This is a genomic window from Dorea sp. MB18-49, assembly GCF_023669465.1.
GTDB lineage: Bacteria > Bacillota > Clostridia > Lachnospirales > Lachnospiraceae > Dorea_A > Dorea_A longicatena.
Genome location: NZ_JAMOYX010000012.1, coordinates 32,238 through 46,516, shown reverse-complemented (window position 1 = coordinate 46,516; position 14,279 = coordinate 32,238). Strand labels below are relative to the sequence as shown.

Below are 14,279 nucleotides of genomic sequence, written 5' to 3'. Positions count from 1 at the left end.
TGTTTATTTTCGTAACTGTGGGAATATCTCAATACTGCGTTCAAGTATCCCTTTCATATAAGCAATCGCAGTTCCGTAATTGGTGATTGGTACAGAGGCGTCACCGGCGCATTTTAGGCGATATTTCATTTCGCGCTCATTCAGCATACAGCCACCGCAGTGAATGATCATTTTATAATGGTTCAGCTTCAGTGGAAATTCAGTTCCACTGGTAAATTCAAAATCTATATCTTTTCCCGTATATTCACGAACCCAGCGTGGCAGCTTGACAGTACCGATATCGTCACACTGGCGGTGGTGTGTACAGCCTTCGCTGATCAGGATCGTATCTCCGTCTTCCAGCGTGTCCAGTGCTCTTGCGCCGTGGACGACGGTTCCCAGATTCCCCTTATATCTTGCAAAAAGAATGGAGAAAGAAGTAAGCGGGATATCGGAAGGAGTATCTTTGTCAACCTCTTTAAATGCCTGACTGTCGGTAATCACCAGTGCAGGCTTTTTCCCGAGTGAATCCAGCGTACTTTTGAGTTCTGTTTCCTTTACAACGATTGCAGTAGTTCCGGCATCCAGAAGATCGCGGATCGTCTGCTGCTGTGGGAGAATCAGCCTTCCCTTTGGCGCGGCAGAATCGATCGGAACAACAAGTACAATGAAATCTCCGGGGGTTACAAGATCCCGGACGATGAACCTGGAAGATTCTTCCGCAGGGACTAAAGTTCCGAGACGTTCTTTCAACTCATGAATATGAAGATTTTCAGTTGTATTGGTCCACAGGATATGCTCTAAAGGAATCTTATATTTCAGATGAGTGGACACGATCATTTCCTGATGTGTATGTTCCGATACCAGATCGGCTTTATTAAGGACGAGTAAGAGGGGAATATTTTTATCCTGTATGCGTGTAAGGATCGCATTGTCCTGCGGCGTAATTCCTGAGGTGCCATCGATCACGAGCACAGCGATGTCGGTCTTGTTCAGGACCTGATAAGCTTTCTGAATGCGGAGTTTTCCAAGTTCGCCTTCATCGTCGAGCCCCGGAGTGTCGATCATGACGATAGGGCCCAGTGGAAGCAGCTCCATGGATTTGAATACAGGATCGGTCGTTGTTCCGCGCACATCGGAGACAATCGCAAGATTCTGCCCGGTGAGAGCATTAATAAGACTTGATTTTCCGGCATTGCGTCTGCCGAAGATCCCGATATGTATACGTTCTGAAGAAGGTGTGCTGTTTAAACTCATGATATGTTCCTCACTTTCTGACAGCTGTATATAAAAGCTGACTGTATAAAAAGTTGATGTTACCTAAATATTCAAAGAATCGCCACGGTCTGTTACAACCTGATAGCCTATGGATTTCATCCGCATTTCCAGACAGTGTCTGCACTGGGCGGATTCATCACCGGTACAGATCTTATTATCATATAGAAGATAATCTTTCCGTACTTCCGTTGGTGACAGGTTCGGCATTACGACATTGGCGCCTGCCAGGATTCCAAGTTCACGCCCCTTTGGGTGGATGGTTCCAAGTGCGGTTGTGGCAGGAAGTAAAACCTTCGGGATCATCAGCCGGATCAGGCCGAGCATATATAAAGTAAGTTCCAGTGTTCCCGCAGATTCTCCGGCAAACGGAGTGTCATGATGTGGGATAAACGGACCGATTCCGATCATGTGTGGATTCAGTTCTTTCATGAAGAGCATGTCTTCTGCAAGGTGTTCCGAAGTCTGGTAAGGAGAGCCAACCATGAATCCGCAGCCAATCTGATAACCGATGTCCTTTAAATCCCGCAGACATTGCTGTCTGTGTTCAGGACTAAGGTTCGGTGGATGAAGCTTTCTGTAATGTTCGTGGTTATAAGTTTCATGCCGCAGAAGATAGCGGTCGGCGCCGGCATCATAGTAAGCCTGATAGCTATCTTTGGATTTTTCCCCGATGGAAAGTGTAATGGCACAGTCGGGATAGCGTTCTTTAATTATCCGGATCAAATGGATGATGCGTTCATCTGTATAATATCCGTCTTCGCCGCCCTGCAGGACAAAGGTGCGGAATCCAAGTTCATAACCTTCCTTACAGCACTTTAGGATATCGGCTTCTGACAGGCGGTACCGGTGTGCGTTGCCGTTGCTTTTCCGTATACCGCAGTACAGACAGTCGTTTTTACAATAATTGGTAAATTCGATCAGACCGCGGACGTAGATATCGTGTCCATAATAACGGTGGCGTTCTTCGCGGGCCAGGGAAAAGAGATATTCGGAAAGTTCCGGAGTGTGTCCCTCGATCAGTGTGATCCATTCTTCTTTGGTCAGGGTCTGTTCTTTATGCAATTGATCGATCAGATATTTTAAAGATAAGTTCGTTTCATTCATGAAAATCATTCCTTTGCCCGTATGTTATTGATCATAATATCTCACATTATTATAACAAACAATTACTTGCCGAACAATGTAAAGAAAAAAGTGATATGCAGAAATAGAAAAATAAGATAAATATATTAAAAAATATAAATTGACAATTCATGCAGATGCGTTTTTAATAGAAGTATATAGATTAGTTACGGCGAATTAATGAATCATAAAGAAAGGAAGAAATCATGGGAATTGGTAAAAGAATATTAAGTGTACTGATCGGTATCCTCTTCATTATAAGTGTGTCGGTACTTGGAGGAAGTCTGCTTGCAAAGCAGGTACTTGTCAAAGCAATCAGTCAGGCAGGGATTGATACGGCAATCTCTCACAGAATGATGGATGCAGTATTTGGCTATGCAGGAGCAGATGATACACAGTGGATTGCGAAGATACAGAACAAGATTGAGAAGAACGAGGAAGTACAGAAAATTACAGAAAAGGTCATGGATGAAATGGTGAATGATCTTTCAAAAGGAACGGGATATAAGGATGTAGATATTTCCAAAGAACTGAATCAGTTACTGGAAGACAGCATGAAAGAAATTAAGGATTCAAATCCAGAGTTAACGGAAGATATGCTGAAACTTATGAAACAGCAGTTAAAAGATGAGATGGATGACGTTCAGGATGTACTGAATAGTTATGCATCTAATCTGTATGGTAATATGAAAGATACCAGTACGATACAGGGGAAAGTTGCCAGATTATATACGACGCTGGTATCAACGACCTGCCGGGCTGTATCGGGAGCAGCAGTTCTGCTCTGTGCAATCCTGACGGTATTGCTTGGGTATCCAAGACACAGAGGATTATTTTCACTCGGAGTGGAAAGTTTGATTTGTGGAGGAATTTTTGCCGGACTTATAGGAGTTATGGGAAGCCGGACTATGGGCTTCTTATCGGACAAGATGCTGGGGCGTACGGTAGATATAGGGTTAAAGTCATATTTCTGGATGGGCTGTATATTTGCCGGGGCGGGTGTGATATTCCTGCTTGCTGGATTTATAATAAAGTGGAAAGACCAAAAAAGGATAGATGTAAATGAGTAACAGATTTTTATAATGAAGTATTCGGAACATTTGATACAGAAGATATAGAAGTGTAACAGAGTGAATGAACAGGATGTAAATGTAACAGGTATGAGAAAGGTTATATTTTACATCCTGTATCTTTTAGAGCAGTAATCGGATTGATTATAGGTGTTTTACATTACATACGGATAGCATACTGGAAATATTATATGGGGCATGCTATCATAAAAGTAATGTCTTTTTCCGTAGATGTATGGAATACAATAGAAAACAGAGGAGTTAATTCAGACATGGAAACACAACACATTATCCACAATTTTGAGCCAATCTATAATGAACATTCTAAGATTCTGATGCTCGGAACTATGCCATCGCCGAAATCCAGAGAAGTCGGATTCTACTATGGACACCCAAGAAACAGATTCTGGAAAGTTGTATCCGATGTCTGTGGCGAAGCGTATCCGGAGACGAGAGAAGGCAAGATCGCATTTGCATTAAGAAATGGTATTGCAGTCTGGGATGTGCTGGCGGGGTGTGATATTAAAGGAGCAGATGACAGCAGTATCCGTAATCCACAGCCGAATGATCTGAGCCGGATCCTTGAATGTGCAGATATTAAGGCCATTTTTACGACAGGAACGAAAGCATTTCAACTATATAAGAAATTTTGCTATCCTAAGACTGGGATTATGGCAATTGGATTGCCGTCTACGAGTCCGGCGAACTGCAGAACATCGTATGAGCAGTTGTTCGAGGCATATTCTGAAATTAAGAAATATATATAACAACGATGAAAATAAATAAGATTTCTAAATAAGTAAGAATCAAGAAAGAAGGCGTATTAGACCATATGAACCGGGAAGAACGAGTAAGAATACTGATCGACTATCTGAAAAAAGAAAATACAGGTTATGCATCACTTGCAGATCCGGTAGATTATACCGGTAGAAGAAGACTTCTAAGAAGTCTTATGAATGTCCGCTGGCCGGGCGAGGCAGATCCGGAGTATACCAGGATCCAGGATGAACTGCTAAAGGAAGAAGCAGAACAGAAAGGAATCGTAGAATGGGGACAACTTCCGACTATCGGTGGACAATTCCCATGTGAGACGATCAAGAATGTGGATAAGATATCTCTCTGGCGGGGAGATATTACAAGACTTTCCGTAGATGCGATCGTAAATGCGGCGAACAGCCAGATGCTTGGATGTTTTGTGCCGTGTCATGGATGCATCGACAATGCGATCCATTCGGCAGCAGGTATCCAGCTTCGTAATGAATGTGCACAGATTATGGAAGCACAAGGACATGAAGAACCGACCGGAAAAGCGAAGATTACAAAAGGATATAATCTCCCGGCGAAACATGTCATCCATACCGTAGGTCCGATTGTTGGCATGCAGGTGACAGAAAAGCAGGAAGAAGAATTAAAGTCGTGTTATCTGAATTGTATGAAACTGGCGGAAAAAGAAGGACTTAAGTCGATTGCATTTTGCTGTATCTCAACGGGAGAATTCCATTTCCCGAATAAACTGGCGGCAGAGATTGCGGTGAAGACAGTGGACAAGTATCTGTCTTCTTCAAAACTGGAAAGAGTGATTTTCAACGTATTTAAAGAAGAGGACTATAATATATATAAGAAGATATTTGCATAAGAGTAGAGGAACAAGAGAGGAAATAAAGAAATGGACAATCTGGTATTCAGTTTAAATGCAACAGTCCCCATTTTCTTAATGATGATACTGGGACTGTTCTTCAATAAGATCGGGTGGATGGACGAAGAGTTTGCCAATAAGATGAACAAATTCGTCTTCCGGATACCACTGCCGGTATTATTATTCGGCGATCTGGCGGTCGTAGATATCAAGGAAGCGTGGGATACGAAATTTGTAATCTTCTGTTTTATTATTACATTGATCAGTATCACGATCGCAATCGGAATCTCCTGCCTGTTGAAAGACAGAAGTATTCAGGGAGAATTTATCCAGGGAGCGTACAGAAGCAGTGCGGCACTTCTGGGGATCGCATTTATCCAGAATATCTATGGTAATTCCGGTCAGGCACCGCTTATGATCATTGGAAGTGTGCCGCTTTATAATATTATGGCGGTGGTTGTACTGTCATTTTTCAAGCCGGGACAAAAAGGCATGGATAAAGCACTGATCAAGAAGACACTGATCGGTATCATTACGAATCCAATCATCATCGGTATTGTGGCAGGTCTGTTATGGTCGGCACTGAAACTTCCGATGCCGGTGATCTTACATAAGGCCGTCAGCAGTATCGGCGGCGTAGCAACACCGATGGGACTGATGGCGATGGGAGCTACATTTGACATTAAGAAAGCATTTGGCAAGATTAAACCGACCGTGATCGCTGCGTTTATCAAATTAGTGGGATTTGTAGCAGTGTTCATGCCACTTGCAGTGGCAATCGGGTTTCGGAGAGAGAAACTGATCGCAATCTTAGTCATGCTCGGATCGGCAACAACAGTCAGCAGTTATGTTATGGCTAAGAATATGGGACATGAAGGAGTTGTGTCTTCGAGTGTAGTTATGCTGACGACTATGTGCAGCGCATTTACCCTGACGGGATGGCTCTATATCATGAAGTGTTTCGGATTGGTGTAACCCTTAAGAGTTTCTGAAAAATCCCTAAAATCCTTGACAAATGGGGATTCGATGGCTATCATATTCAGTAGTTTATACGTAAAGGCATTGATGAAGAGGAGTACACGTAAGTTCGTCCATACCAGAGAGAGTGATCCATCGGCTGAGAGACACTTAAGGAATACGAGACGTCGGAAGGTAGCTTCGGAGCCGGATGAATGAACCTGTAACTTATGATAAAGTAGAATTAGTTCATCCCGGAGTCGTTCCCGTTAAAGAATAAGATGAGATATATAGCGAAGGATTTCTTCCTATATAATGAAGGTGGTACCGCGACTACAATCGCCCTTTACGTCGATGTAAAGGGTTTTTTCATTTAATAAAAAAATGTGAAAAATGTGTGAAATGAGGAGGAAACTATGAGCGAAAACCTGGAAAAGACTTACAATCCCAAAGCGATTGAAGCAAAATTATATGAAAAATGGTGTGATAACAAATATTTCCACGCCGAAGTAGACAGAAGCAAGAAACCATTTACTACAGTAATGCCGCCACCGAACATTACAGGTAAGCTTCACATGGGACATGCCCTGGATAATACACTGCAGGACATCCTGATCCGTTATAAGAGAATGCAGGGATACAATGCACTCTGGATTCCGGGAACAGACCATGCGGCTATCTCTACTGAGGTTAAGGTTACAAATCAGTTAAAAGAAGAAGGAATTGACAAGAAAGAATTAGGAAGAGAGAAATTCCTGGAAAGAACATGGCAGTGGAAAGAAGAATACGCCGGAACTATCGAAGGACAGTTAAAAAAATTAGGTGTATCCTGTGACTGGGACAGAGAACGTTTCACAATGGACGAAGGATGTTCCAAAGCCGTAGAAGAAGTATTCATCAAATTATACAACGAAGGATATATTTACAAAGGATCCAGAATCATCAACTGGTGTCCGGTATGTAAGACTTCTCTTTCCGATGCAGAAGTTGAACATGAGGAACAGGACGGATTCTTCTGGCACATCAAATATCCAATCGTTGGAACAGATGATTATTTGGAGATCGCAACCACACGTCCGGAGACATTACTTGGAGATACTGCAATCGCAGTTCACCCGGATGATGAAAGATACAAAGACATCGTAGGAAAAATGTGTAAACTGCCTCTGACAGACAGAGAGATTCCGATCGTTGCCGACTACTATGTAGACAAAGAATTCGGAACAGGTGCGGTTAAGATCACACCGGCACATGACCCTAACGACTTTGAAGTCGGAAAACGTCACAACCTGCCGGAGATCAACATCATGAACGATGATGCAACGATCAATGAGCAGTATGGTGGAAAATATGCCGGAATGGACCGCTACGAAGCAAGAAAAGCAATGGTAGCTGACTTGGAAGAGCAGGGATACCTGGTAAAAGTTGTTCCACATTCTCATAACGTAGGAACACATGACCGCTGCCATACAACTGTAGAGCCAATGATCAAGCAGCAGTGGTTTGTTAAGATGGAAGAACTGGCAAAACCAGCCATCGAAGCAATCAAGAACGGCGATTTAAGATTCGTACCGGAACGTTTCAACAAGATCTACCTGCACTGGCTTGAGAATATCCGTGACTGGTGTATTTCCCGTCAGATCTGGTGGGGACACAGAATCCCGGCTTACTACTGTGATGAGTGTGGTGAAGTTGTTGTCGGACACGGCGCACCGGAGAAATGCCCGAAATGTGGATGCACACACTTTACACAGGATGAAGATACACTGGATACATGGTTCAGTTCTGCGCTGTGGCCATTCTCAACACTTGGATGGCCGGATCAGACAGAAGATCTGGATTACTTCTATCCGACAGATGTGCTGGTAACAGGCTATGACATCATCTTCTTCTGGGTAATCCGTATGGTATTCTCAGGATACGCGCATACCGGAAAGGCACCGTTCCACACCGTATTTATCCACGGTCTGGTCCGTGACTCTCAGGGACGTAAGATGAGTAAATCTCTTGGAAATGGTATCGATCCACTGGAAATCATTGATCAGTATGGTGCAGATGCACTTCGTATGACACTGATGACAGGTAATGCACCTGGTAACGATATGCGTTTCTATAACGAACGTGTAGAGGCAAGCCGTAACTTTGCCAATAAAGTATGGAATGCTTCCAGATTTATCATGATGAACCTGGATGAAAAAGAATTGAAGAAACCGGCGAACTTTGAAAAACGTCCTGCAGACTGCTGGATCATGTCAAAATGCAACAGCCTTGTAAAAGATGTTACAGAAAATATGGATAAGTTCGAACTTGGTATCGCACTTTCCAAGATTTACGACTTTATGTGGGATGAGTTCTGTGACTGGTACATTGAGATGGCAAAATATCCGATCTATCATGCAGATGAAGATCCGGAAGCAGCCAATGCGGCACTGTGGACATTAAGAGAAGTCCTGAAGAAATCACTGAAACTGCTGCATCCATATATGCCGTTCGTTACAGAAGAGATCTACAGCAAGTTAGTACCGGAAGAAGAATCACTGATGATGTCTGACTGGCCGGTATATGAAGAAGAGTGGAACTTCCCAGTAGATGAGAACATTGTAGACCACTACAAAGAGATCATCCGCGGAATCCGTAACGTACGTGCCGAGATGAACGTTCCAAATTCAAGAAAAGCTACAGCATTCGTTGTATGTGAGGATGAAGAACTAGGAGCAGGACTTGCACTTCTTGGACATGCTGCACAGAACATGGCAGCTCTGAACGAACTGGTAATCCAGAAAGACAAGAGCGGTATTGCAGACGATGCAGTATCTATCGTAGTTCCGGATGCAACCGTATACCTTCCACTGGAAGAGCTGATCGACTTTGAACAGGAGATCGAGCGTCTGACAAAAGAAGAGGCAAGACTTACCAAAGAAATCGCACGTTCTAACGGTATGTTAAATAACGAGAAATTCGTAAGTAAAGCACCTGCTGCAAAGGTTCAGGAAGAAAGAGACAAACTGGAGACCTACCAGCAGATGATGGCACAGGTAAAAGAAAGACTGGAAGGATTAAAAGCAAAACAGTCATAAACAATACATTTCCGCAGTTATCGGTAACAGGATAACTGCGGATTAGATATCAAAGGGGATTATATGAAAAAACTTCAGTTAAAAAAACCGGATATCAAGGGTAAAATCCGCAAAATAAAAAATTTGAAGAAAGAGGATGTCATTGCATACTGGAAAGGCAGACATGAACGACGTGAGAGAATACTGGAAGCAAGACGCAACAGTGCATTTGCAAAGAAGATGCAGCCGGTCTATGCATTCATGAATAGATTCTCTTTGATATTTCATGCGTTGCTTGCATGCATCATTAACTTTGTAATAGAAGCAATTTCCAGACACTCCGTTGTTGCAGCCTGGGACTATATGACAGGAACACCGATGGTATTTTTATACAATGCATTTATGATCTTTGTGACATTTTCGATTGTATATCTGTTCAAACGAAGGATATTTGTCCGTATGATCATCGGTGCGATCTGGGTGATCCTTGGAATCGCGAATGGTTATATCCTGTTAAAGAGAGTTACACCGTTCAATGCACAGGATCTTAAGATCGCAGGGGATGGAATTGCGCTGATCAATAATTACTGTAATGGATTTGAAGTGGTTGTGATCGCTGTCGGAGCGGTAGCACTTCTGATCTGGCTGATATCTATGTGGAGACGCGGTGGGCAGTATGCAGGTAAGATACATCATATTGCAGCACTGATCGGAATTATTGTATGTGGCGTTCTTTACACTTTTGTAACGAATATAGCAATAGATAAACGAGTGGTATCTACTTATTTTGGAAATATTGCATTTGCTTATGAGGATTATGGTCTTCCATACTGCTTCTCGGCAAGTCTTTTTAACACGGGAATCAGTGAGCCAAATGGATATACGAAGAAAGCAATGGCAAAGATTGACAAGGACGGAGAATTAAATCAGACGGCTACGAGCCGTTCTTCTGATGAACTTCCGAATATCATTGTTGTGCAGCTGGAGTCATATTTTGACGTTGCAAACGCAGAGTTTTTCACCACATCTGAAGATGCATGCCCGAATCTGCACAATTTATATCAGAATTATTCAAACGGATATTTTAAAGTACCGTCTGTAGGAGCAGGTACGGCAAATACAGAGTTTGAAGTGCTGACAGGTATGAACCTTCGTTATTTCGGACCTGGAGAATATCCGTATAAGACTTATTCAAAAAAACATCCGACGGAGAGTGCGGCGACAGCGCTTGCCTCTCTTGGATACGGAACACATGCATTACATGATAACACAGGAAATTTCTACAGCCGTGCCAATGTATTTAATAACATGGGATTTGATACATTTACCAGTAAGGAGTTTATGAATGTCCTGCAGACGACAGAGAATGGATGGGCAAAAGATGAGATTCTGACACATCATATTATGGAAGCCATGGATACAACAAAACAGGAAGATTTTGTATTTACTGTCAGTGTACAGGGACATGGAAACTATCCGGAGACACAGGTGATCGAGAATCCGAAGATCAAGGTTGAAGGAATCGAAGACGAAGCGCTGAAAAATAAATGGGAATATTATGTTAACCAGGTCTATGAGATGGATCAGTTTGTAGGTGATCTGATCAAGGCAGTGGAAGAAAGAAATGAACCATCTGTTGTCGTATTCTACGGAGATCATCTTCCGACTATGGGACTGAAGGCAGAAGACTTAAAGAGCCGTTACTTATATAATACGAACTATGTAATCTGGGATAATATCGGACTTCAGAAGCATGATAAGAATATCCCGGCATATCAGCTGATGTCAGAGGTACTGAACAGACTGGATATCCATTCCGGTACCGTATTCAATTATCATCAGCAGAGAAAGGGAACAAAGAATTACCTTTCAGATCTGGAACTCCTGCAGTATGATATCCTGTATGGAAAGCAGTATGTATATAACGGAAAAGCACCAATCACCGAAGGCCATATGGTGATGGGAATCCGTAATGTGTCACTGAGCAGTATTGTTCCGCAGTTGAACAGTGGATATAGTCTGTACGGTGAGAACTTCACAAAATACAGCCGCGTATATGTCAATGGTGAAAAGCAGAAGAGCAGCTTCCTGAATAATACGCGTATTAATCTGTCGGAGACAGAATTAAAAGACGGTGATGTGATTCAGGTTGGACAGGTTGGTTCCAGTGATACGATATTCCGGATGTCGGATAAGTACACATATCAGAACGGACAGCTTGTAAAACAGGAAGGCACAGCAACCGATAAGAGCAAATCTTGGGTGGATCAGGATTATGATGTTAACTAAAAAAGAACCGGAAACGTTCACATATGAAGAGGCAGCAGCGTATATCGAAGAAATTCCGAAATTTACAAAGAAACATACGCTGGAGCACACAAAAATGTTTTTAAAAAGATTGGGTAATCCGGCGGCGGACAGAAAGATTGTCCACGTCGCCGGTACAAATGGAAAAGGGTCTGTATGTGCATACTTACAGGCCATACTTATGGCAGAGGGGAAGAGAACAGGGTTCTTTACATCCCCTCATCTTGTATCTGTAAATGAGCGGATACGGGTAGATAATATACAGATTGATAATGAGACATTTCTGAAGGTGTTTCGAAAAGTTTTAAAGATAGTACGTCAGATGGTGGAAGACGGGATCGAACATCCTTCGTATTTCGAATTTCTATTTGGAATGGGTATGACAGCATTTGCAGAGACAGATGTAGAATATATCATTCTGGAGACGGGACTTGGCGGACGGCTGGATGCGACAAACGCAATAGACAATCCGGCACTTGCCATCATAACATCAATCAGTCTGGATCATACGGCGATCCTCGGTGATACGATCGAGAAGATTGCGGGTGAGAAAGCCGGAATTATTAAGCCGGGTGTTCCGGTGTTCTTTGACGGAAGCAGTAAAAAAGCAGCGGAAGTCATTAAGGCAAAAGCTTCGGAACTGGGCGTATCTTGTAGAGAAGTTACGAAAAATGCGTATGAAATTCAGGAAGTTCACCGCAAATATATTGCATTTTCCAGACGGAGTGCGTATGATAAAGATGTTATCTTTCAGGTACCGATGTGCGGATGTTACCAGGCGATGAATGCAGAGCTTGCACTGGAGGCGTCGGAATATCTGCTTGCGGGAGAAGAGATACATATGGACCGGTGGAAGGAAGCACTTGCAGAACTTCACTGGGAAGGAAGAATGGAACGGGTAGGAGCACATATTACCGTAGACGGTGCACATAACCCGGGCGCAATGGAAGCGTTTGTAGAAAGCGTAAAAGCACTGGATGAGTCCGAACGCGGAGAAATGGTATTACTATTTTCAGCAGTATCGGATAAAAAGTACGATCAGATGATAGAATATCTGTGTGAGAATCTGGATGTGAAAGCTTATGTTGTCACACAGATCGAGGACGAAAGAGGTGTTCCGGCAGAGGAACTTGCTGATGTCTTCCGAAGATACACAGACAGACCGGTGTACTGTAAAGAACGATTAGAAGATGCCGTGAGAACGGCAATGAATGAACGGGGAGAGACGGGAGAGATATACTGTCTTGGCTCTTTGTACCTCGTAGGAATGATGAAGAAGTTACTGGCAGGAGGTGCCATAGATGCTTGATTTTGAAGAAGAATTAAAGAAGTTCCAGCCAAGTCTGGAAGTAGAGGAACTGGGAGATGCGATTTACCAGGATGATCTGACAGACATGACAGATCTTTTAAGAGAAGTAATCGAACAGACAAAGCAGGATGATCCACAGTAAACTGCGGTAGAGAGAATATAGAGGGAAGTATATGGATTACACAACAAAACTGGCGTATCAGTCGAATTACTGGTATAATGACGGACTTAACAAAGCGAATATCCGGGATCTGACCGGTGCCATTACATCGCTTAAGAAGAGTTTACAATATAACAGAGATAATATTGCGTCAAGAAATCTTCTGGGACTTGTTTATTATGGACGAGGCGATGTGGTAGAAGCGCTGGCAGAATGGGTCTTAAGCAAGAATCTTCAGCCTAAGGAGAATATTGCGAATTATTATATCCAGAAAGTAAAAGAAAAAAGAGATGATCTGGACAGAATCAATCAGGCTATAAAAAGATATAATCAGGCTTTGGATTACTGTTATCAGAGATGTGAAGATCTGGCGGTTATGCAGCTTAAGAAAGCAATCGAGATGCATCCGACGTATGTGAAAGCATACCAGCTTCTGGCGCTCCTTTACATTATGGAAGAACAGTATGCAGAAGCGAGAAAGAATATCCGGATCGCTCACAAACTGGATAAGACCGACGATATCACGATGCGTTACATGCATGAGTTGAATCAGGTACGGAAGTCAAGAAACATCCGCCTGATAGACGATAAAGATACCGGAAAGAAGAAAAAGGGCAGACAGACAGTTACTTATAATATCGGAAATGAGACGATCATTCAACCGGTTGCTTCAGGATTAAAAGATAATGTCGGCCTGCATACAATGGTTAATATTGCAATCGGTGTTATTGTAGGTGTGGCAGTTATGGGATTCTTAATCATGCCGGCTGTGTCTGCATCAAGACAGAGTAAGCTGAATAAGCAGACCGTTAAGTTCAGTGATCAGATCGCAACTCAGAAATCACAGATCAGTGCACTGAAAAAAGAGCTGGATAATTACCGGAGCAGCAGTAAAGAAGCAGAGAATCAGCAGCAGACAGCAGAGATCACAAAGACAAGCTATGAATCACTGATGACCGTTATATCTCATTATTCAACCGGAGATATGAGTAATTCGGCACTGGCAGAGGAACTTCTGAAGATTAATTCAGAGACACTTGGAGCATCTGGAAAAGAAGAGTATGATACACTGACAGGAAAGATATATCCAAGAGTCTGTGAGAGTCTGTATGTAACATCACAGAAGAATTATCAGGTGGCAAATTATGATACGGCAGTGACGAATCTGGAGCAAGTCGTACAGATGGACGAAGGATATCAGGATGGTGCGGCTATGCTTCTTCTTGCACAGTCCTATGAAAAACAGGGTAAGCAGGATAAGGCGAATACGTATTATCAGAAGATCATCGAAAAATATAACGGGACAGAGGCAGCAACAGAGGCACAGAATGCTCTTGATGTACAAAATGCCAAAAAGACCAAAGACAATAATAATTAGAAAATGTACGAAAGAAAAGGATATACA

11 protein-coding genes and 1 other annotated feature are annotated in these 14,279 nt (G+C 42.7%); of the genes, 9 read left to right on the top strand and 2 right to left on the bottom strand.

From position 1 onward, the window contains the following. Positions 1 to 3 precede the first annotated feature (3 nt). Together hydF and hydE are read right to left on the bottom strand one after the other, a co-directional pair. Positions 4 to 1,236, bottom strand: a complete 1,233-nt coding sequence (gene hydF / locus NCY30_RS05615; protein ID WP_055180662.1) for a [FeFe] hydrogenase H-cluster maturation GTPase HydF — start codon at positions 1,234 to 1,236, stop codon at positions 4 to 6. Between the two features lie 63 nt (positions 1,237 to 1,299). Continuing rightward, a complete protein-coding gene (hydE, locus tag NCY30_RS05610; RefSeq protein WP_373595351.1) occupies positions 1,300 to 2,370 on the bottom strand; it encodes a [FeFe] hydrogenase H-cluster radical SAM maturase HydE in 1,071 nt (356 codons plus the stop codon). A gap of 215 nt (positions 2,371 to 2,585) precedes the next feature. Between hydE and NCY30_RS05605 the strand changes: the two genes are divergently transcribed. The 9 genes from NCY30_RS05605 to NCY30_RS05565 all read left to right on the top strand — a co-directional run bounded on the left by NCY30_RS05605 (position 2,586) and on the right by NCY30_RS05565 (position 14,252). After that, on the top strand, positions 2,586 to 3,449 hold the full coding sequence (locus NCY30_RS05605; RefSeq protein WP_055193493.1) for a hypothetical protein: 864 nt from the start codon (positions 2,586 to 2,588) through the stop codon (positions 3,447 to 3,449). Between the two features lie 272 nt (positions 3,450 to 3,721). Then, positions 3,722 to 4,216 carry a DNA-deoxyinosine glycosylase gene (locus NCY30_RS05600; RefSeq protein WP_044920429.1) on the top strand — a complete coding sequence of 165 codons (495 nt, stop codon included), beginning with the start codon at positions 3,722 to 3,724 and terminating at the stop codon, positions 4,214 to 4,216. A 65-nt stretch (positions 4,217 to 4,281) separates the two neighbouring features. Then, positions 4,282 to 5,085: a protein-ADP-ribose hydrolase gene (locus tag NCY30_RS05595; protein WP_006428231.1), complete on the top strand. Its 804-nt coding sequence runs from the start codon at positions 4,282 to 4,284 to the stop codon at positions 5,083 to 5,085. A 30-nt stretch (positions 5,086 to 5,115) separates the two neighbouring features. Then, on the top strand, positions 5,116 to 6,060 hold the full coding sequence (locus NCY30_RS05590) for an AEC family transporter (RefSeq protein WP_055180654.1): 945 nt from the start codon (positions 5,116 to 5,118) through the stop codon (positions 6,058 to 6,060). Positions 6,061 to 6,138: 78 nt separating this feature from the next. Further along, positions 6,139 to 6,392 (top strand) — a binding site (T-box leader). Positions 6,393 to 6,458: 66 nt separating this feature from the next. Then, a complete protein-coding gene (locus tag NCY30_RS05585) occupies positions 6,459 to 9,119 on the top strand; it encodes a valine--tRNA ligase (RefSeq protein ID WP_055193489.1) in 2,661 nt (886 codons plus the stop codon). A 63-nt stretch (positions 9,120 to 9,182) separates the two neighbouring features. Beyond that, positions 9,183 to 11,387 (top strand): LTA synthase family protein, encoded by a 2,205-nt coding sequence (locus NCY30_RS05580; protein ID WP_130096234.1) that lies wholly within the window; start codon positions 9,183 to 9,185, stop codon positions 11,385 to 11,387. Then, the gene (locus NCY30_RS05575) at positions 11,374 to 12,714 is read left to right on the top strand and encodes a bifunctional folylpolyglutamate synthase/dihydrofolate synthase (protein WP_195512818.1); all 1,341 of its coding nucleotides are present in this window, start codon (positions 11,374 to 11,376) and stop codon (positions 12,712 to 12,714) included. The genes NCY30_RS05580 and NCY30_RS05575 overlap by 14 nt, the downstream gene beginning before the upstream one ends. Then, the gene (locus tag NCY30_RS05570; RefSeq protein WP_006428236.1) at positions 12,707 to 12,856 is read left to right on the top strand and encodes a hypothetical protein; all 150 of its coding nucleotides are present in this window, start codon (positions 12,707 to 12,709) and stop codon (positions 12,854 to 12,856) included. The genes NCY30_RS05575 and NCY30_RS05570 overlap by 8 nt, the downstream gene beginning before the upstream one ends. Before the next feature lie 31 nt (positions 12,857 to 12,887). Then, the gene (locus tag NCY30_RS05565) at positions 12,888 to 14,252 is read left to right on the top strand and encodes a tetratricopeptide repeat protein (RefSeq protein ID WP_006428237.1); all 1,365 of its coding nucleotides are present in this window, start codon (positions 12,888 to 12,890) and stop codon (positions 14,250 to 14,252) included. Positions 14,253 to 14,279 lie beyond the last annotated feature (27 nt).